This window comes from Adlercreutzia murintestinalis, from assembly GCF_943192905.1.
Classification (GTDB): Bacteria; Actinomycetota; Coriobacteriia; order Coriobacteriales; family Eggerthellaceae; genus Adlercreutzia_A; species Adlercreutzia_A murintestinalis.
Genome location: NZ_CALPCC010000027.1, coordinates 1 through 19,910, shown reverse-complemented (window position 1 = coordinate 19,910; position 19,910 = coordinate 1). Strand labels below are relative to the sequence as shown.

The 19,910-nt window shown below is 59.1% G+C and carries 19 protein-coding genes and 4 tRNA genes; 5 read left to right on the top strand and 18 right to left on the bottom strand.

The genetic code is table 11. The annotated features are described in order from the left end of the window. The 6 genes from NFR19_RS08245 to ileS all read right to left on the bottom strand — a co-directional run. The coding region (locus tag NFR19_RS08245) for a hypothetical protein (RefSeq protein ID WP_251213316.1) at window positions 1-222 on the bottom strand (222 nt) is incomplete at its 3' end. Between the two features lie 18 nt (window positions 223-240). After that, a tRNA-Pro gene (locus tag NFR19_RS08240) sits at window positions 241-317 on the bottom strand. A gap of 50 nt (window positions 318-367) precedes the next feature. Continuing rightward, on the bottom strand, window positions 368-1,567 hold the full coding sequence (gene coaBC / locus NFR19_RS08235) for a bifunctional phosphopantothenoylcysteine decarboxylase/phosphopantothenate--cysteine ligase CoaBC (RefSeq protein ID WP_251213315.1): 1,200 nt from the start codon (window positions 1,565-1,567) through the stop codon (window positions 368-370). 6 nt (window positions 1,568-1,573) lie between these two features. Beyond that, entirely contained in the window at window positions 1,574-2,614 is a 1,041-nt protein-coding gene (locus NFR19_RS08230) for an RluA family pseudouridine synthase (RefSeq protein WP_251213314.1), read from the bottom strand. A 2-nt stretch (window positions 2,615-2,616) separates the two neighbouring features. Further along, window positions 2,617-3,141 (bottom strand): signal peptidase II, encoded by a 525-nt coding sequence (gene lspA / locus NFR19_RS08225; protein WP_251213313.1) that lies wholly within the window; start codon window positions 3,139-3,141, stop codon window positions 2,617-2,619. A 15-nt stretch (window positions 3,142-3,156) separates the two neighbouring features. Then, on the bottom strand, window positions 3,157-5,994 hold the full coding sequence (ileS, locus tag NFR19_RS08220; RefSeq protein ID WP_251213312.1) for an isoleucine--tRNA ligase: 2,838 nt from the start codon (window positions 5,992-5,994) through the stop codon (window positions 3,157-3,159). Between the two features lie 124 nt (window positions 5,995-6,118). On the opposite strand from ileS, the gene NFR19_RS08215 reads away from it, so the two are divergent. Together NFR19_RS08215 and dinB are read left to right on the top strand one after the other, a co-directional pair. Continuing rightward, window positions 6,119-6,991, top strand: coding sequence for a DegV family protein (locus tag NFR19_RS08215; protein ID WP_251213311.1), 873 nt, complete (start codon window positions 6,119-6,121; stop codon window positions 6,989-6,991). Beyond that, window positions 6,981-8,255, top strand: coding sequence for a DNA polymerase IV (dinB, locus tag NFR19_RS08210; RefSeq protein WP_251213310.1), 1,275 nt, complete (start codon window positions 6,981-6,983; stop codon window positions 8,253-8,255). Before NFR19_RS08215 ends, dinB begins: the two co-directional genes overlap by 11 nt. Here dinB and NFR19_RS08205 read toward each other — a convergent pair. Both NFR19_RS08205 and glf read right to left on the bottom strand, forming a co-directional pair. Continuing rightward, window positions 8,248-9,264 (bottom strand): glycosyltransferase family 2 protein, encoded by a 1,017-nt coding sequence (locus NFR19_RS08205; protein WP_251213309.1) that lies wholly within the window; start codon window positions 9,262-9,264, stop codon window positions 8,248-8,250. The genes dinB and NFR19_RS08205 overlap by 8 nt on opposite strands. Before the next feature lie 3 nt (window positions 9,265-9,267). Further along, window positions 9,268-10,515: a UDP-galactopyranose mutase gene (gene glf / locus NFR19_RS08200; protein ID WP_251213308.1), complete on the bottom strand. Its 1,248-nt coding sequence runs from the start codon at window positions 10,513-10,515 to the stop codon at window positions 9,268-9,270. An 86-nt stretch (window positions 10,516-10,601) separates the two neighbouring features. Between glf and pta the strand changes: the two genes are divergently transcribed. Beyond that, complete coding sequence (pta, locus tag NFR19_RS08195) at window positions 10,602-11,600, top strand: phosphate acetyltransferase (RefSeq protein WP_251213307.1); 999 nt, start codon at window positions 10,602-10,604, stop codon at window positions 11,598-11,600. A 15-nt stretch (window positions 11,601-11,615) separates the two neighbouring features. Here pta and NFR19_RS08190 read toward each other — a convergent pair whose 3' ends face one another. The 6 genes from NFR19_RS08190 to rnd form a co-directional block, all read right to left on the bottom strand. Next, window positions 11,616-12,827, bottom strand: a complete 1,212-nt coding sequence (locus tag NFR19_RS08190; RefSeq protein WP_251213306.1) for an acetate/propionate family kinase — start codon at window positions 12,825-12,827, stop codon at window positions 11,616-11,618. A 96-nt stretch (window positions 12,828-12,923) separates the two neighbouring features. Next, window positions 12,924-13,277, bottom strand: coding sequence for a histidine triad nucleotide-binding protein (locus NFR19_RS08185; RefSeq protein WP_251213305.1), 354 nt, complete (start codon window positions 13,275-13,277; stop codon window positions 12,924-12,926). A gap of 8 nt (window positions 13,278-13,285) precedes the next feature. Next, a complete protein-coding gene (gene xseB / locus NFR19_RS08180) occupies window positions 13,286-13,543 on the bottom strand; it encodes an exodeoxyribonuclease VII small subunit (protein WP_349665531.1) in 258 nt (85 codons plus the stop codon). A 25-nt stretch (window positions 13,544-13,568) separates the two neighbouring features. After that, on the bottom strand, window positions 13,569-14,798 hold the full coding sequence (xseA, locus tag NFR19_RS08175; RefSeq protein WP_251213303.1) for an exodeoxyribonuclease VII large subunit: 1,230 nt from the start codon (window positions 14,796-14,798) through the stop codon (window positions 13,569-13,571). 3 nt (window positions 14,799-14,801) lie between these two features. Further along, window positions 14,802-15,464 (bottom strand): zinc metallopeptidase, encoded by a 663-nt coding sequence (locus tag NFR19_RS08170; RefSeq protein WP_251213302.1) that lies wholly within the window; start codon window positions 15,462-15,464, stop codon window positions 14,802-14,804. 86 nt (window positions 15,465-15,550) lie between these two features. Next, on the bottom strand, window positions 15,551-16,699 hold the full coding sequence (rnd, locus tag NFR19_RS08165; RefSeq protein ID WP_251213301.1) for a ribonuclease D: 1,149 nt from the start codon (window positions 16,697-16,699) through the stop codon (window positions 15,551-15,553). A gap of 71 nt (window positions 16,700-16,770) precedes the next feature. Between rnd and NFR19_RS08160 the strand changes: the two genes are divergently transcribed. Next, a complete protein-coding gene (locus NFR19_RS08160; protein WP_251213300.1) occupies window positions 16,771-17,679 on the top strand; it encodes a diacylglycerol/lipid kinase family protein in 909 nt (302 codons plus the stop codon). Here NFR19_RS08160 and NFR19_RS08155 read toward each other — a convergent pair. Further along, complete coding sequence (locus NFR19_RS08155) at window positions 17,670-18,488, bottom strand: TerC family protein (RefSeq protein WP_251213299.1); 819 nt, start codon at window positions 18,486-18,488, stop codon at window positions 17,670-17,672. The genes NFR19_RS08160 and NFR19_RS08155 overlap by 10 nt on opposite strands. Window positions 18,489-18,564: 76 nt before the next feature. Between NFR19_RS08155 and NFR19_RS08150 the strand changes: the two genes are divergently transcribed. Beyond that, on the top strand, window positions 18,565-19,419 hold the full coding sequence (locus tag NFR19_RS08150) for a teichoic acid transporter (RefSeq protein ID WP_251213298.1): 855 nt from the start codon (window positions 18,565-18,567) through the stop codon (window positions 19,417-19,419). 11 nt (window positions 19,420-19,430) lie between these two features. On the opposite strand, the gene NFR19_RS08145 is transcribed toward NFR19_RS08150, so the two are convergent. From NFR19_RS08145 to NFR19_RS08135, 3 genes are all read right to left on the bottom strand, one after another. Continuing rightward, window positions 19,431-19,504: transfer RNA gene (locus NFR19_RS08145), tRNA-Cys, on the bottom strand. A 51-nt stretch (window positions 19,505-19,555) separates the two neighbouring features. Next, a tRNA-Gly gene (locus NFR19_RS08140) sits at window positions 19,556-19,631 on the bottom strand. Between the two features lie 50 nt (window positions 19,632-19,681). Further along, a tRNA-Val gene (locus NFR19_RS08135) sits at window positions 19,682-19,756 on the bottom strand. Window positions 19,757-19,910: the final 154 nt, after the last annotated feature.

Below are 19,910 nucleotides of genomic sequence, written 5' to 3'. Positions count from 1 at the left end.
GCGGATCGAACGCAACAGGCTGGTTCTAGGATCGTGTGAATAATTGCCCCAGACACACTTTTTGAGACCTAAGCCGAGAGCTTCATATGAGCGGATCGAACGCAACAGGCTGGTTCTAGGATCGTGTGAATAATTGCCCCAGACACACTTTTTGAGACCTAAGCCGCGTGATTTGCGTATATCGTCCAGATAAGCAAACAGGTCAGACGGCGTATCAACCATCTGACCTGCTGTAAAAGCTGGTCGGGACGACAGGATTTGAACCTGCGACCCCTTGACCCCCAGTCAAGTGCGCTACCAAACTGCGCCACGTCCCGCGACCGCTGCGAAAAGCAGCTTGATTATTCTAGCGCAAAACGGCAGCGTTTCAAGAGGTTTCGGATAAGAGGTCGCTTGCTTTGGTGATAATGCGCTGCGCCAACTGTGCCTTCGGCATCAAGGGAAGCTCTTCGATGCCCGCCGAGGTCACGAAAGCTGCCTTGTCATCGTCGGTTCCGAACGCTTTGCCATTCCCCACCTCGTTCGCCACGATCATATCAGCGTGCTTGTATCGCAGCTTCATCTCAGCATGGGCGAGCACCTGATCGGTTTCGGCGGCGAACCCCACGACGATCTGACCGGGGCGCCGATCGGTCGCGAGCGTGCGCAGCACATCAGGATTAGCAACGAGCGGAATGGCCGTCAGTTCCGCGTCGTCGGTTCCCTTTTTCAGCTTCTGCGGCGCCGACACCGCTGGACGATGATCGGCGACCGCTGCCGCGCCAACGATGATGTCAGCATCGGATGCTGCCCTGCGCGCCTGTTCGAGCATCTCGCGCGCCGTCTCAACGGAAACGACCGTGGCGCCATCGGGATATAGCAAAGATACCGGACCACTCACCACGGTCACGCGCGCGCCTGCGTCAAGCGCCGCTTGCGCGAGCGCAGCGCCCATCTTGCCGCTCGAACGATTCGAAATGAAGCGCACCGGATCGATAGGCTCAACAGTGGGACCGGAGGTGATGAGCACATGACGTCCGACAAGAGCGCGCGCTGCCAACGGTTCGGCCAATTCCAAAACCGCGCGCGCGATCGCAGAAGGCTCGGGCAGCTTACCGGCGCCCACCTCTCCGCATGCGAGGCGTCCGCTTTGCGGATCGAGCACCTGCACGCCACGCGCCCGCAGAGTGGCCAGATTGCTCTGCGTGGCCGCATTCTCGTACATATGCACGTTCATCGCGGGAGCCACCATCAAAGGAGCAGTGCAGGCCAGCGCGGTGGAAGTCAGAAGATCATCAGCGATGCCACCGGCAAGCTTCGCCACTACGTTCGCGGTACACGGTGCGATCAGGAACGCGTCGCATTCCTCTGCGAGCCTGATATGTGGGATCGGATCTGTCGCGTTGTCGAACAAGCTCAACCCCACCGGATGCCCCGAAAGCGCTGCGAACGTGGGCGCGCCGACGAAGCGGGTGGCCGCCTCGGTCATCACCACGCGCACGTCCGCGTCGGCCCTTTGGAGCTCCCGCAGTATCTCGCATGCTTTATACGCTGCGATGCAACCGGTCACGCCGAGAAGAATCCTCATGGCAGATCAGCTCCCTCTCTTCTCATCCTGCTCTCCCCCGATGAGGTCGGCCATCTCATGCCCTGCATCGGTGAGACCCTCGGAGCGGTTTCGTATGATCGAGAGCGCTGATCGCAAATCGGCGGGCAGCGCATCGCGAAAGGACAGCGCCGCACCGCTTATCGGATGATCGAAGGCGAGCGCGCACGAGTGAAGGAATTGACGATCGAGCCCAAGCGATGATGCCGCACTGCGAGGCGCGCCCGCGGTATACGTCTGATCTCCGACGACCGGATGTCCCACGTACTGCATGTGCACGCGTATCTGATGCGTGCGTCCGGTGAACAGCTTGCACTCAACGAGCGTGTAGCCGTTATCGCTCTCCCCTCCCGCAAAGCGCTCAAGCACGCGCAAGGTCGTGAGCGCATCCCGCGCATGTGGCGCATCCAGCACCGCCATGCGGTTGCGCTCGCGGGGATGCCGCGCAATAGGGGCATCGATCATGGCGGTATCGTGTCGAATGATGCCATGGACCAATGCCACGTAGCGTCGGTCGACCTCGCGTGCGCGAATGGCCTCCATCAGATGCTCGCCGCTCTGGTCAGTCTTCGCCGCCAGCATAAGACCGCTCGTGTCGCCATCGAGGCGATGCACGATGCCAGGTCTGTCGCAGTCTCCTTGCACGTTGCAGAGATGGTCGGCACCGCAGTGATGCACCAGTGCGTTTGCCAAGGTGCCAGACGGATGATCGGCGGATGGGTGCGTGAGAAGCCCTGCTTGCTTCGAGAGCACGATCAGGCTCTCGTCCTCGAAGCGAATGTCGAGCGGGATGTCCTCCCCTTCCACCACGAATTCCGAGGGCGCGTCGTCGAGCTCGCAAACGATAGCCTCACCCGCACGGACGATGCGGCTCTTCTGTGCCGTCTCACCCGCAACGAGCACCCGATTCGCGCTGGCAGCTTTGGCGGCAGCCGAGCGACTCGCATACAGTCCGCAAGCCGCAAGGAGCGCATCGAGGCGCTCTCCATCCTCTGCGGCAGCGACCACATGGCAAACCGACCGCGCCATCGCTATCCGCATCCTTTCTGCGCCTCTTCGCGCATGCCGCTCGCGAACAAGGAGCACAACGCGATCGCGATACCGCAGGTCACGCCGATATCGGCCACGTTGAACACGGGAAAATCGATGAAGAGGGGCTGAATGAAGTCGATGACATACCCATGGGTCAGCCGATCGATGATGTTGCCGAGGCCGCCTGCGAACACGAGCGAGAGTCCCACGGTCAGCGTCACCGTAGCATCCTGAGCGTAGCCGAACAAATACACTACGATGGCGATGCACAGTATGATCGAGAAGATGGCGAGCGCGATGGTCATGCCATCGAAGGAACCCCACGCGCCACCGGTGTTGTGGACCAGACGAAGCCCTATCACTCCCGGTATCGGTTCAGAGATGACCTCGCCCGCGCTGAACGAATCGAACCACGCCTTGCTCAGCTGATCGAGAACGAGCCAGGCGACAACGATGCAGCTGAAGATGACGGCACGCCTGCGCACCGTGGAAGTACCGGGTTGTGTTCGATCGTGCTCGGACACCGCGCGAACCCTACCCTAGTTGGCATCGAGCATATCGAGCACCGATGCGCACCGATCGCAGAGGTCCGAATAGGCGGGGTTGGCGCCTATCTCACGATAGTTCCAGCAGCGCTCGCACTTCTGCAGGTCGGTATGCGCCACCTGCACGCGAAGCTCATCGGCTTGCACCATCTTCACCTGTGCCACGATCAGCATCTCCTCGAGCACGGCGGGCTCGAAGGCTTGCACCACCTCAAGCATCTCGGCGGGCATCTCGATGGAGACCTCAGCCTCCTGGCTCTTCTTGACGACCCCTTCGTTGCGCGCCTCTTCGAGCGCCTTCGTCACCGCTTCGCGCACCTCGAGCAACACGGCGAAATCGGTTACGATGGCCGCCTCGGCACCTTCGGGCATGGCAGGACGGAAGTCAGAAACGGCAGGCCACCCAGCAAGCTGTGCGCTTGTCGGGCGTCCCGCACGCGCTCGCATGGCGGGCGGATAGCAATCCCATACCTCATCGGCAGTAAACGACAGGATCGGCGCGAGCACGCGCACGAGCACGTCCAGAACGTTCATGAGCACCGTTTGCGCTGCCCGACGTCGCGCTGACGTGGCCGCCTCGGAATACAGACGATCCTTCACCGCATCCATGTAGACCGCCGAGAGGTCGTTCACGATGAAATCGTAAACGGCACGATACACGTTGTGGAACTTGTACTCGTCATAGGCGCGCTCGATATCGCGCAGCAAGGCTCTGGTGCGCACGTACGCCCACTGATCGAGAGGTTCCAGTTCATCCCAGGTGCTCACTGCATCTTGTGCATCATCGAAATCGTCAAGGCTTCCCAATATGAATCGGAACGTATTACGAATGCGGCGATACGCATCGGAGGTGCGCTGCAATATCTCATCAGAGATGTTGACATCTTGCGAGTAGTCAACGCTGGCGACCCACAGGCGCAGCACGTCAGCGCCAGATTTCGCCATCACCTCGTCGGGCTCGATGCCGTTGCCGAGCGACTTCGACATCTTGCGGCCTTCGGCATCCATGGTGAAACCGCAATGCATGACCGCTTTGTAGGGAGGCACGCCATAGGCGCCTACACTGGTGAGCAGCGAAGACTGGAACCACCCGCGATGCTGGTCCGATCCTTCTAGATACAGATCGGCGGGAAAGCGCATGCCCTCGTTCGCGCGATGTTTGAGCACGCTGGTGTGAGACACGCCGGATTCCCACCACACGTCGAGAATGTCCTTTTCGGGCACGATATCGGTACCACCGCAGGAAGGGCACTTCACCGTATGCGGTAGATACTCCTTCGGGTCATGGGTGAACCACGCATCGGAGCCTTCGGTGCGGAACAGCTCGATCACCGCATCGAAGGTCGCCTCATCGGCGATGGTCGACCCGCACGCGCCGCATTTGAACACCGGGATGGGCACGCCCCATGAGCGCTGGCGCGAAATGCACCAGTCCGGTCGATCGGCCACCATGGCGCCGATGCGCCTCGAGGCCCACGACGGGATCCAGCGCACCTCGTTCTCGATCGCCCGCAGCGCGCTCTCGCGCAGACCGTTGGCATCCATGGACACGAACCACTGATCGGTCGCGCGGAAGATGACGGGCTTATGGCAACGCCAGCAGTGCGGATAGGAGTGCTCGATCTTCTGTTCGGCCACAAGGGTGCCCTGATCGGAAAGCCAAGAGATGATCTCTGGGTTCGCCTCATCGACGAAAAGCCCTGAGAACGGACCCGCCTCATCAGTGAGCACGCCGTTGTCGTCGACAGGCATCAGAAGCGGCACATCGAACTCGAGCGCGACGAGATAGTCGTCTTGCCCATGGCCAGGGGCGGTGTGCACGGCTCCTGTACCCGTATCGAGCGTCACATGATCGCCGTAGATGAGCGTGCCCTTCAGATCTTGACGAATGGGACAGGTGTAGGTCAGGCCGCAGAGTTGCTTGCCTGGGATGCAAACCGGCTCTCCGTGCGCATCGCGCACGAGCGACCAATCCTCCCATCCGGCGATGGCAGCCACGTTCTCAACGAGCTCTTCTGCCATCAACATATTCGCTCCATCGACGCACACCATGACATATGCCGCATCCGGCGCAAGGGACACGGCCGTGTTCGCCGGTAACGTCCAAGGCGTGGTTGTCCAGATGAGCACGTAGGCGTCTCCCTGCGCGCCAGCCGCTTCGAAGACACCAGGCATCGCATCCAGCTTGAAACGCACGAAGATCGACGGCGAGGTTTCATCGCTGTATTCGATCTCGGCCTCGGCCAGCGCCGTATGGCAGCTTGCGCACCAGTGGATAGGCTTGCGACCGCGATAGATAGCCCCGTTGAGATACATATCCTTGAACAGTTCCACATTGCCCGCCTCGTAATCAGGAGCGTAGGTCAGATACGGATGCTCCCAGTCGGCGTTCACGCCCAAGCGCTTGAAGCCCTCGCGCTGCACGTTGACGTACTCGGTAGCCCAATCGCGGCATTTTTCGCGCAATTCCGGCTGCGAGGTGGCTGCCATCTTCTCAGGGCCAAGGGTCTTTTCCACCATGTGCTCGATAGGTTGTCCGTGGCAGTCCCAGCCCGGAATGTAGGGGGTGTAGAAGCCGCGCTGTGCGTGACTTTTGTTCACGAAGTCCTTCAGTATTTTATTGAAAGCATGCCCTATATGAATGGGGCCATTCGCATAGGGTGGTCCGTCATGCAGTACGAAGGGCTTGCCGTCCTTGTTCTTCTCCAGCACCTTGCGGTACAGATCCATCTCTTGCCACTTCGCCAGGCGCTCGGGCTCTCGCGATGGGAGGTTCCCGCGCATGGGGAAATCGGTGCTGGGCAGGATCATCGTATCTTTGTAATCAGCCATCGCGGCTGTCCTTTCTTTCAGCTTGGCAAACTAATTCAGTATATTAGAAGCTGCGCCGCCATTCCATACCAACAGCGCGGTAGAATGTGCGCATCAGGTACCGATTCGCACACGAGGGGCGCCCATGGCTTTCGAAATAGTTACAGACTCCAGCTGCAACCTGAAAGAGGAAATGATCGATGATTTCGGGCTGCATGTCCTTCCTCTCACGTTCATGGTCGATGGGCACGAACGCCAAAGCTATCTGAAGGGGCACAAGACCGACCTGCGCCAGTTCTACACCATGATGCGCGAGGGCAAGGTCATCACCACGAGCTTGCCACGCATCGCAGATGCTGAGATGACGATGCGCGACGTGCTCGATCGGGGCAACGATCTTCTCTACATCGGCTTTTCGAGCGGCCTTTCCGGCACCTTCGAAGCAGTTGACCTCCTTGCACGCTCGCTCGCCTCTGAGTATCCGCAGCAGCGTATTCTCACGGTGGATACGCTGGCAGCATCGGGTGGCGAAGGGCTTTTAGTGTGGCATGCGGCGCAACGCGCGCGCAATGGCGCCTCGCTCGACGAGGTCTACCGTTGGCTTGAGGACAACAAGCTCCACCTTGCCCATTGGTTCACCGTCGACGACTTGATGTTTCTGTTCAGAGGTGGACGCGTTTCCCGCACGAGCGCATGGGCGGGCACGCTTCTCAACATCAAGCCCGTCATGCATATGGACGACGAAGGGCATCTGATCCCGCTTGACAAGGTGCGGGGAAGACGCAAATCGCTCCATGCGCTCGTCGATCACATGGCGCAAACGGCACATCAGCCTATCGCGGATCAAACCGTGTTCATCACTCATGGTGATTGCATCGAAGACGCTGAATACGTAGCTGACCTCGTTCGCGAGCGTTTTGGCGTGCGTGAGATCGTCATCAATTACGTCGATCCGGTCATCGGTGCACATTCAGGCCCCGGCACGCTCGCCCTGTTCTTCTTGGCCAGTGAACGATAGCAACGCATCTGTCGTTCTGCCCGCGTGGCACGCCCCAGCGATTCTCCTTGTTGACCTTGATGCGTTTTTCGCGAGCGTCGAGCAGCTCGATCATCCAGAATGGCGCGGCAAGCCCGTCATCGTAGGCGGGGATGCGGATAGCCGCGGCGTGGTGGCGACCTGCTCCTACGAAGCCCGCCGATTCGGCGTGCGCAGCGCCATGCCAGCGGCTCAAGCGCAAAGGCTCTGCCCCCAGGCCATATGGACCCATGGTCGCCACGCGCGCTACAGCGAGGTATCGCGCGCCATCATGGCGCTCCTGCGAGATGAGACGCCGCTCGTCGAACAGGTATCCATCGACGAGGCGTTCTTAGACGTCTCCCCCACCCGGGTCAACACGGAACACCCCGTGCGCATAGCTCAGCGCATCCAAGATGCGGTCGATGGGCTTGGGGTGTCATGCTCCATCGGCGTGGGCACATCGAAAGCCATTGCGAAGATCGCCTCGGATATGGACAAACCACACGGTTTGACCGTGGTCTACCCGGGAAGCGAGCGAACCTTCTTAGGCCCGCTGCCCATTCGTACCTTAAGCGGCATCGGTCCGGCTGCCGAAAAGCGTCTGATGCGCTTTGGCATTGCCACTTTGAGCGATCTTGCCGAGGCCGACGAGGGTGCCTTGCGCAGCGTGTTCGGGAAGAACGCATCCCTGATGCGCCGCCGAGCCTTAGGCGAAAACGACTCAGCGGTCCAAACCGAACGCGCAACGAAGTCCGTCTCGAAGGAGATGACGTTCGCACGCGATCTCACGACGTGGGATGATATCCACGCTGCGTTGCGCACCCTCTCGACGCAGGTTGGGCGACGCTTGCGCCGCGCACACCTTGCCGGGACAACCGTGACGGTGAAGGTGCGCTATGGAAACTGGGAAACGCACAGCGTGCAAACGCAACTTCCCCGCCCCACCGACCATGAGGCGGACTTCATCGAAGAGGTTTGCCGGATGGTGCGCACCGTGTGGAATGAGGGTGTGCCCGTGCGTTTGCTCGGCGTGGGCATATCGCGCTTTGAAGGCGCAGAGCCACAACAGACGAGCCTCTTTGCCGATGAGCACGCTCACCAGCAAAGCGCTCGATGGCACGATCTGGCAAGCGCCACCGATTCGCTCAAGGATCGCTTCGGCGAGGATGCGGTGCGCTTCGGCCATGAACTGCGCAGCACCACCAAGACCACCGGCACGCAGTCGAAGACCATCACCAACAGCGGGGAGATTTCACCTAATTGAAATGGAAGAGCCGCTGCGCCAAATGATATCCGCCAAGCCCTAAGCGGCGGCCCACCTCGGTCGGCAGATTCGTGCCCAAGTTCAGCACGTTCGTGCGCACGCGACGGTAGAGGGCGCTATCCGTTTCCTTCAGATACTTCCAGAGATCGTCGAGCTTGTCATCATCCTCGTCGGTATTCCGCATGCGCAAGAACACCGAGGCGATGCACATCATCATGGACAGATAGCTCTCCATGTACTTGCGAAGGCGCCGCGGCTCGAGGCTCATGACGTCCACGTCAGCGATCATCTGGCGCGCCACGCGCACATGCTGGTCGATGCGTCGCATCATCACGCGCTCGTTGACCGATTGATCCTCGCGTCCAATAAGGTAGCGATACATGGGCGCGTCGATGTAGTACATGGTATGCACCTGCGGCAGCGGCTCATAGACGAAGATGTTGTCCACGTAAAAGCAGTGCTCGGGCAGACGCAAACCCATATCGCATAGCAATTGCCTTCGATAGATCACCGAGTGCATGAGCAAGTACTGCGAATGGTTGAACGAGCCCACCTCGTCCCACCCGAACTGTCGACGCTCGGGAAAGACGTTGCGATAGTGCATCTCGGTGCGCGAGTCTTCGTGCACCTTCTCATACACATAATTCGCGATCACCATATCGGTCGGATGCTCACATGATGCCTGCTCGCGTAGATACGCCATGATCTCTTCCATGGAGCGCGCGTCAAGCCAATCATCCGAATCGACCACTTTGAAATACAAGCCGCACGCGGCTGCAAGTCCTGCATTGACCGCCGACCCGTGGCCGCCGTTTTCCTTGTGAACAGCGCGAACGACACCGGGGTGAGCCGCTTCCCACGCATCGGCCTTCGCGGCAGTGCCGTCGCTCGATCCGTCATTGACGATGAGTATCTCCACATCGTCACCGCAGGCCAGCAGCGATTCGATGCAGATATCCATGTACTCTTCGGAGTTGAAGCACGGTACCGCGAAGCTGATGGTCTTCATAGGTTATCGCTCCACCCGCATCTCGCCCGCTGCGAGCTTATCCCCGATCTCCGCGGACAGATCGAGCGCCAGCGATATGATGCGATCCATGTTGTAATAGCGATATTCCGCCAACCGCCCCAGCGGGAAGAAATTCGACAAGCTCTTCGTCATATCCAGGTAGCGCTCGTAATGGGCGCGGTTCTCATCGTTGATGATGGCGTAATAGGGTATCTGCGTTTCCGGATCCTCGTAGGCGCGCGAATACTCCTTCATGATGGTAGTGTTCGGTGCGCTCTGCGCCGTCAGATACTTGAATTCGGTGATGCGCGTGTAGTCCTCCGACACCGTGTAGTTCACCGTGCCGCATGGCAGCTTGTGCTCCTGCTCATAGGTCTCGTACACGAAATCCAAGCTACGATAAGGCAAGCGCCCGAAGCGACCCACGAACAGCTCATCGAGGGGCCCCGAATAGATGATCGGACCGGTGAAGACGGTATCCTTCACTTTGATGGCGGACAGGCGCGCATCCTCGTCGCCGTCCTGGAAAACCAGCTCAAAGACGCTGGTGGCATCGGTCGAGAGGCACACATCGATGCCGTCGTAGCCGAGCATCGCCTCGAAGAGCGCCGTATAGCCAAGCGCGGGCATGCCCTGATAGGTGTCTTGGAAATAGCGGTCATCACGCGAGATGAACACGGGCACGCGCGCGGTCACCGACGGATCGACCTGGTCAGGAGTCTGACCCCACTGCTTTTGGGTGTAATACAAAAAGACGTTCTTGTAGACGAAATCAGCTATCTCGGCCAGATCGGGGTCCTGCTGCTCGCGCAGCTCGTTGATGGTCACCTTGCGCTCGTCGCCGAACACATCGACCAGCTTGGCGATCAGCTGCGCTGCACGCTCTTCGCCAAAGGCGATCTCCAGAGAGTTCTTGTTGAACGGCACCGGCATATAGGTGCCGAACCAATCGGCCAGCACGTGATGCTGGTAGGCGATCCACCCTGAAAACTGGCGCACATAATTGAACACGCGCTGCTCGTTAGTGTGGAAGATATGCGGACCATAGCGGTGCACGAGAATGCCCGCATCGTCGTACTCGTCATACATGTTGCCAGCGATGTGCGGCCGCTTCTCAATGACGAGCACGCGGCAACCATGCCGCTCCGCCAGCTGACGTGCGGTAACGGCACCCGCAAACCCGCTGCCCACCACGATCGCATCGTAGGTGGTCGCATCCACCTCTTTGAAATCAATATATGAGACGCCCATTCAGCCGTCCTTCCCATTCGTGTCAATGCACAATCCGGTATTCTACAATCAACAAGGTTTTATTCCAACCGAGAGGAGCCGATCCGATGAGCGCATTCCTGGATACCATGGTGGCACGGGCGAAGGCCGACAAGCAAACGATCGTGTTGGCCGAAGGCGATGACGAGCGCACGTTGCAGGCTGTCGAGAGGCTCCTTGCAGACGACGTCGCCAAAGTGATCATCTTAGGCGATGCCGACGCGATCGCTGCATCGCCCTACCGTCTCGAAGGGGCCGAACTGATCGATCCGCACACCTCGGACCTTCAGGAGGAATTGGCGCTCGAGCTCTACCACGTGCGTCGCGCCAAGGGTATGACCGCGGAAGCGGCAGCAGAGCTCATACGCGACGTGCTCTATTTCGGCGTCATGTTGGTCAAGACCGGCCGCGCGGACGGCATGGTAGCCGGCGCATGCCACGCAACCGGCGATGTGCTGCGCCCGTGCTTGCAGATACTCAAGACCGCACCTGGCACCAAGCTGGTCAGTTCGTTCTTCATCATGGTGGTTCCCGATTGTGAGTACGGCGCAGACGGCACGTTCCTCTTTGCCGATTGCGGGCTAGAAGTGCAACCCGATGCGGAGCGCCTGGCCCATATCGCCGTGAACTCCGCGCAATCCTTCCGCACGTTAGTAGGTGCCGAGCCCTTCGTTGCCATGCTCGCCCATTCGACGTACGGCTCCGCCTCGAACGACGACGCGAACAAGGTCGTTGAAGCTACCCGCCTTGCGCACGAGCTTGCGCCGCAGGAGGCCATCGATGGGGAGTTGCAGCTCGACGCGGCCCTATGCACCGAGGTGGCAGCATCGAAGTGCCCAGGATCATCGGTCGCGGGTCATGCGAACGTGCTGGTATTTCCCGATCTTGATGCGGGCAACATCGGATACAAATTGGTGCAGCGCCTCGCAAAGGCGGAAGCCTACGGCCCCATCACGCAAGGCATCGCGGCACCGGTGAACGACCTGTCGCGCGGATGCACCGCCGATGACATCTACGGCGTAGCCGCCATCACCTGCGTGCAAGCACAAGACCATCCGAGCGCCTAGCGCTCGGACCGGATATCAGATATCGGCAGAGAGGCTCTCCTGCACCAGATCGAAGGTATCGCGGGCGATCATATATTCCTCGTTTGTGGGAATGACCAGGATCTGCACCGCGGAATCATCCGTTGAGATGACGCGCTCGCCGCCGCGGCCCTTGTTCTTCTCAAGATCGAGCACGATGCCAAGCGGTTGCAAACCGGCGAAGATCATACGGCGCATCTTGTCGCAGTTCTCGCCTACCCCCGCTGACAGCACGATGGCATCAACGCCGCCCATCACGGCGATGTATTGCCCGATGTATTTCTTCACCGAATTGGAATACATCTCATATGCGAGCTGTGCACGGTCGTTTCCTTCCTCGGAGGCCGTGCGTACGCTGCGCAAGTCGTTCGAGATGCCTGAAATGCCAAGCAAACCGGACTTCTTGTTGAGGATGTCGTTGACCTCTTGGCTGGTCAGACCTTCATGCTCTATCAAGAATGGCACGATGGCAGGGTCGATCGCACCCGAGCGCGTGCCCATCATAAGACCATCGAGGGGGGTCAGTCCCATGGAGGTGTCAACGGCAAGACCATGGTCGATCGCGCTCATGGAACAGCCGTTTCCCAGGTGACAGGTGATGATCTTCAAGTCGTCGATCTGCTCGTCGAGCATCTCTGCGGCACGATCGGCAAGATAGCGATGCGACGTGCCATGCGCGCCGTATTTGCGAATGCCGTATTTCTCGTAGTATTCATACGGGATGGGATACATGTACGCTTTTGGCTGCAAGGTGTGGAAGTACGAGGTATCGAACACGGCCACCATGGGCTTATCCGCCATGTAGGTTCGGCATGCCTCGATGCCCATCAGCGCAGCGCCGTTATGCAAAGGTGCAAGTTCGGCCAGCTCTGCGATCTTGTCGATCACTGCATCATCGATGAGCACCGAGCGATCGAAGTACTTGCCGCCCTGCACGATACGGTGACCGATGGCATCGATCTGATCGAGGGAATCGATGGCCTTGTTCTCGCCGCTCGTCAGCGCCTCGAGGACCAAAGCCATGGCTTCGTTATGATCGGCCATGGGTGCATCGATGACCACTTCGTTGTCGTCGATGCCATGCTTGTGAAAGGCCTCATCCGATCCAACGCGCTCGCAGATGCCCTTGGCGAGGACCGAGCGTGTTTCAAGATTGACCAGTTGGTACTTGAGAGAGGAAGAGCCAGCATTGAGTACCAATACGTTCAAGATAGAGCCTCCGCACGATCGGTTGCAGTATCCAACCTATGATAGCGGTGCGCGTCCATCATGCCCGCACGCTGGCATTTCCTTTCGGCAAGCGGATTAGCTCAAGGAAGGATCCCCGTCGTTCATGGGCGCCCCTCCCAGCACATGGATATGCACATGACCCACTGACTGGCAGGCATCGGCACCCGTGTTCGCGATGATGCGAAAACCCGTCTCGCGCACTCCCTGCGCATCGGCTACGGTGCCCACCGTGCGCATCAGATGAGCCAGCGTAGCATCTGGGATATCATCGGCGATATTGTCATAGTGCTCTTTGGGGATGATGAGCGTATGCACTGGCATCATAGGATTGAGATCCTTGAATGCCACCACGACGTCGTCCTCGTAGACCTTGGTCGCAGGAATGTCGCCCGCTGCGATCTTGCAGAAAATGCAATCGTTGTCCTTCATGAATCCTCCTATGCCTTGAGCAACGTAGTATCTTGCACCTGATCGTCGGGCGCTTCGGAAAGCTCGCCCATCAACACCTCAACGCGCTGCTCAGCCGCTGTAAGGCGCTCTTGCAAGCTTGACAGAAGCGCTGTCCCGCGCGCATAGCGCGCAAGACTCTCCTCAAGTTCGAGCGTGCCTGACTCAAGCGCAGCAACGATGCCCTCTAATTCCGTCATCGCTTCACGAAAGGTCATCTCTTCGATAGGTTGATCGTGCGTCGACATAGGCATCAGTCCTTCCTAGCAGCGTCTACGAACGAAGCTGCTTGTCTGTTGCGTGCGCGACAGCACAGGCAACAGAACCGTCTCGTAGTGTGACATCCAAACGATCCCCTGGTTGTACCTGGCTCACCGAGGAGATAACGTGACCATCTTCATCTCGCGCGATCGCATACCCGCGCGCCACCACTGCGAGCGGCGAGAGGTCGTTGAGATGCGCTGCCGCTACTGCCAAACGCGCCCGTTCGCGCTCCAACTGGCGCGGCAATACCGCTCCCAAACGCGCCGCCATCTCATCGATGACGCGCGCATCTGCATCCAAGAGGCTCATGGGATCCTGGAAAAGCCGACGAGAGGCACATGATGATACCCGCGCTGAAAGCGATGCGATCTGATGCCGCAGAGCGCTTTGCATGCGCAGCCGCCACGCCGCAAGATTTGCCGTGAGCGACTCCGCTTGAGCCGAGACCGCCTCAGCTGCTGCGGTCGGCGTTGATGCACGCAGATCAGCAGCCATATCCGCAATGGAGGTATCGGGTTCGTGACCGATGCCGGTGACGATGGGCACCGGCATCTGCGCGATAGCGCGCACGAGCCCCTCATCATTGAACGGCATGAGGTCCTCGAACGAGCCGCCTCCCCGCACGAGCAAGATAACATCAACGTCTGCCTCAGCTACCCGATAGAGCGCCTCGGACATCTCGCGAGGCGCCTTGGCCCCCTCGACCCCAACGCCTGCGAATACCACATCTGCGATGGGCAGACGACGCCGCAGCGTGCGCAATACATCATGGACGGCCGCTCCGCGCGGAGAGGTGACCACGCCGATGCGCCTTGGAAGCGTAGGGATGGGCCGTTTGCGCGCGGACTCGAAAAGCCCTTCCGCTTTCAGGCGCGCGGCCAGCTGAGCCACCTGCAAACGCAGCACTCCCTCACCGGCAAGCGCCACGCTCAGCACATCGAAGTTCATCCGGCCCTTCGCTGCGTACAAGGTGAAGCGCCCGGATAGTTCCACCATCGCGCCGATGGTAAGCTGCACGCCGCTTGCCGCATAGCGATTGTTCCACATCATGCATGGTAGCGACGCCGTCTCGTCCTTGACAGTGAAGTAGACCGCCTTGTAGCGCGGATTGACGGAGAGCTCGGAGATCTCTCCAACGAGCTTTACCGTAACGCCCTCGAGCGCACCTTTCGCCAATGCGAGAGCCGCCGAGACGCTGAGCGCATCGTTTGGTTCCCGGTGATCCGCATGCGCCTCCACCGGCTAATCACGCCTCTGCCCCAACAGCCACAACAGCTGCAAAATGGACGTCAACGCCGCTGCCACGTAGGTCAGCGCACAGGCGCGGAGCACATCGAAGGCGCCCTTCTGCTCGGCGGGAGGCAAGCCGATGCTACCCATGTAGGCCATAGCGCGCCGCGAGGCGTTGAACTCGACGGGCAGCGTGACCAGTTGGAAGACCACCACCGCCGCGTACATGATGATGGCCGCCCACACGAGCCCCACCATATTCAAGAAAATACCGATCAAGAGGATGAAGATCCACGCATTCGACGCCAGATTCACCACAGGAACAATGGCGGCGCGCACTTTCATAGGAGTGTATCCAGCAGCAAACTGACACGCATGGCCCACCTCATGGCATGCGGTTGCCGTAGCCGTCACGCTGCTGCCCGCATAGGCCTCTGGCGAGAGCGTGACCGAATTGCTGCGAGGGTCGAAGAAGTCCTGTCCTTCGCCTCCAGGACGCACCTCAACGCCTTGAATGCCGTAGTATGCCAGCATTTGCCGGGCAGCTTCAGCCCCCGTCAGCCCGTTCACAACGGGTACTGATGCGTATTTGCTCAGTTTTCCATTCACGTATGCCTGCGCGCCCAGCCCAATGGCCAAGGTAACCACGATAAGCGCGAGATAACTGTAATCCATCACGGTATGCCTCCTGTTTTGGTTCGCTGCATCATACCACGCAGGCCATCTCGATGCCGCCTTCAAGCCAAGGCGTTATGAGGACGCTACCCGATGCGATTGACCACCAATTGATTGTCCTCAAGCTGAAGCGACAGGCGTCCCGCCAGCAGATCCTCAAGCTCTGCACCGATCAACTCCCGACGCCAGCCGCGCACGACCTCGCTCTGCTCTCGATACCCCCGCGCAAGGGCGGCCAGATCGCTGTGCGAAGCGAGCGTTTGCATGGCGATGCCATTTTCCTTAGCGCGATGGCGCACGAGCGCTTGCATCATATCCACCGCTGCATCCACGTTCAGCTCGTTAGATTTGCCGCCTTCCAGTCGTGGCCACTCATGCGGCGGTGCCGCAAGACCGCGCTTGATGGCCTCCACGATGGCGCGTGCATCGCGCGTAGACACATGCTGCTTGACGCCGCGCACCATGAACAGCTCGTCAATGGTGATCGCCTCCCGCTTGCATGCCTCCACGATCTCTTCGTCCCCGATCACCCATTTCCGGGGAATGTTGCGCTTCTGCGCGCACTGTTCGCGCCAGGCGGCAACCTCGCGTGCTGCCGACACCTGAGCTCCGGTGAGCTGATTGACACGCTTGAGCCGAACGTAGCGCGTCTGCGGATCGGATGCGTAGCGCTGGGGATCGGCCAGAGCGCGAAAATCATCGTCGAGCCAGTGAAGCCGCCCGCGCTCGTTGAGCATATCCACCATCGTGGCATACAGCTCGGGTAGATAGATCACGTCATCAGCGGCATAGCGCACCTGCGAATCCGACAAAGGGCGCTTCGACCAGTCGGTGAACGAATCTCGCTTGGATAGGCGCACGCCGCAAAACGCATGCACGAGCGAACCGAACCCCACCTGATGCGATTGCCCGAGCAGCGCTGCCGCGATCTGCGTGTCGAACAGCGGCCACGGCATCCGCCCCACCTCACGCAGCAATATCTCGATATCTTGCCCGCCCGCATGAAAGACTTTGCAGATATCCTCATTGCCGAGCAGCGGTGCGATCACGTCGAGACTGCCGCATGTAAACGGATCGATGATGACCACCTCGTCATCGGTGGCCATCTGAATGAGGCAAAGCTTGGGATAGTAGGTTTTTTCACGGATGAACTCTGTATCGATCGCCAACACGCGCGAGGCGCTGGCACGCTCAACGAAAGCCGCAAGACGGCTCGGGTCAGACAGGTACTGCACGAAAAAACTCCCCCAGTTGCTGCATTGATGGGCTATTCAGTAGTACCATCTTACCAAGAAGGGAATGTGAAATGAAACTGCTCGTCATCAACAACGTGGCATCCGGCCTCGGAGACCTCTCCGTCTTCGACTTCTGCCGCACTTTCGCGCAAGATGGTGATGAGATCGTCGTGCGCACCACAAACGGCCGCACCGATATCCGCACGCTGCTCGGTGATGCCGATACGTTCGATTGCGTGGTAGCAGCAGGTGGCGACGGCACGGTGACAACGGTGGCATCCATGCTCGCTGATACTGGTATTCCCGTGCTACCTTATCCAGCAGGTACGGCGAACCTGCTCTCGGCGAACCTTTTCTCCCCGACCGACATCCATGAATTGGTCCGCATGACCCGACGCGGGCGCACCATGAGCTTCGATCTGGGAGAGATCGAGCTCTCCGATGGACAGCGCTTCGGGTTCACGCTCATGGCGGGAGCCGGATACGATGCGGCCATCATGAAATCGGCCGAGCAAACCAAGCATCTCTTCGGCCCGATGGCCTACTTCACCTCCGCGTTCGCCAATGCCACGCCGCAGCATTCCACGTTCGATCTGACCATTGATGGCGAGCATATCCACACCGATGGCGTGGGCGTACTCATCATCAACTTTTCCAAGATACAATTCGATATCAGCGTGGTGCACGAGAATATGCCGCGCGACGGCATCTTCGATATCGTGGTATTCCACACCAAGGATGCATTCGGCCTGATACCGGCACTTTTCGCTGCCATCCTCGATCGCACGGGCGAGTTTCCCGCGCGCACCGAGGCTTTCGAGCTCTTCCAGGGCTCCGAGGTTGAGGTGGTGGCCACACCGCCGCTGGTCGTTGAATACGATGGTGAGGTGACCGGCACCACCACGCCATTCACCGTGCGTATGCTGCCCTGCGCGGCTACGTTCGTGGTGTCAGATGAATGCTTGCGCGCTTATTCTTGAGCGGTCGTGTCACCCGCGGCAGCGCTGCTCGCTTCGAAACGGCGCACGTTGGCGTGATAGCGCATCTGTATCAGTTCCAACACGATGGCGAACACCATGGCGAAATAGACCATCAGCTTTTCAAGATGCATATCAAGCACCTCGATGCCGGTCGTGATGCCGCATGAATCGAGAACCAATAGCACGCCGATGGCGGCGATGAAGACCAGTGCCAGTATCTTCATTTCAGGATTGCGATTAATGAACTCAGAGATGGGATCGATGAAGATCATCATGAGGACCACGGCGATGATCACGGCCAGGATCATGATGATGAGGTGCTCGGCAAGCCCTACTGCCGTGATGACTGAATCAATGGAGAACACGATATCCATGATCATGATAGTGCCGATCGCTTGACCCAGATTGATACGATGCTTCGCCGCATGCTCTTCCGAGGTTGCCGCGCGCAACTCGGTCAGATCGAGCGTATCCTTCAGTTCGCGGATGCCCTTGTACACAAGGTAGGCGCCACCAGCCAACATCACCAGGTCACGGATGGTGAACTCATGCACCCACGCTCCCAGCGACACCTCGAAAAGCCCAATGGTCATGTGAACTAGCCAGCTCGCGAAGCACAGGAACAAAACGCGCATGATCAGCGCCCCGGCCAAGCCGAGCTTTCGACCGATATGGCGCTGTTCGGGAGCGAGCCGATCGGTCGTGATGGAGATGAACACGATGTTGTCCACCCCGAGTACGATCTCGAGGAAGGTGAGCGTGAGCAAGCTGATCCACGCTTCGGGCGTTGTGAAAAGCGAGAGGTCCATGTCTCTAGGGTAGACCAGAGCATGCAGGCAGGCAATGCTATAATCGGCTAATGATATCGAACCGTTAGGAGCACCTATGCCATCCGGCACCGATCCCGAGAAGAACCGAGACGATGCGGAGGGCATCTTCGCACCCGAACAGACCGAAGACGCCGAAGAGCAGGGGAAGAACCAGACGCCCTATCGGCTCAAAGATCCCTCTGACAAAGTAGCGTACCTTGATGGTGATGCGCTCGGTCGGCCATTGAATCCGCCGCGCGCCATCATGCTGGGCGGTGCGGGCCTTGTTATCACCGCAGGCGTTATCGGGGCGGTCGTTCTCGGTGTGTATTTCGATGGTATGGTGAACGGCCCCGCACGCGAACAAGCGCTCGTTGACGAATACGTAGCCAAAGAGGTTACGCTCGGACTGCCGACCTTGCCTACGCTCGTTACCTTAGATGATGCGGCCATCATGGCTCATCTTCAAGAGAGCGGCGCTACGCTCTTCGAGCGTTCGCAAGCCGAGCCAGGCAAACCGCTTCAAGTCATCAAGCTCCCGGAAGACGTGAGCCTCGCCGATGCCGCGAGCCTGTACTTGAAAGGCATCTCATCGCTTTCCGCATCGGAGGCAGCCAAGCTGCTCAACGGCTCATGGGAACTCACCGTCAATCGTGAGAATGGCCTGAACATGGGCATCCACTATGCTGACTTCACTTCAGGCACGCCTGAGCGCGCGGTGAGCAACGCAGCCCTCTCGCAAGGCTTTGATACCGAAGGTGATGTGGAATCCGGTGTGGACAGTTCGGGCAACACCTATATTGCCGGAGCTATCTCCATTGCCGATCAATCCTATTCATGGAAGGTGTCAGCGGTTCCGCTTTCCGACGTGTACAGCCAGAAGGGCCTGCCTGAGAACGCAGTGTACGTAGGCATCCGTCTCTATCGCTAATGAGGAGAAGATGGAGGCGACGCCCGGATTCGAACCGGGGATGAAGGCTTTGCAGGCCTCTGCCTTACCACTTGGCCACGTCGCCATCTCATGCTCAAGAAAAGGGCCGGCCACAGGGACCGGCCCGTATCTCTAATGGAGCGGACAACGGGGTTCGAACCCGCGACCCCCACCTTGGCAAGGTGGTGCTCTACCAGCTGAGCCATGTCCGCATCGCGAGCGTTAATGATACTAGAACGCTCTGTGTTGTGCAAGGGCAAAATGGTGGGCCGTACAAGATTTGAACTTGTGACCCCCACCGTGTCAAGGTGATGCTCTCCCCCTGAGCTAACGGCCCGGATCTTTTGCCGCGCAACGGTTCGATATATTACCAGATGACAGCGTAACGTCAAAGGGTTTTCTCGATATCTTTTTGGGGTTAATTCTCAAAAAGTGTGTCCGGAATGGCCAACAATTCCCAGATCACGATGGGAAAACCATGGCTAAAAGTT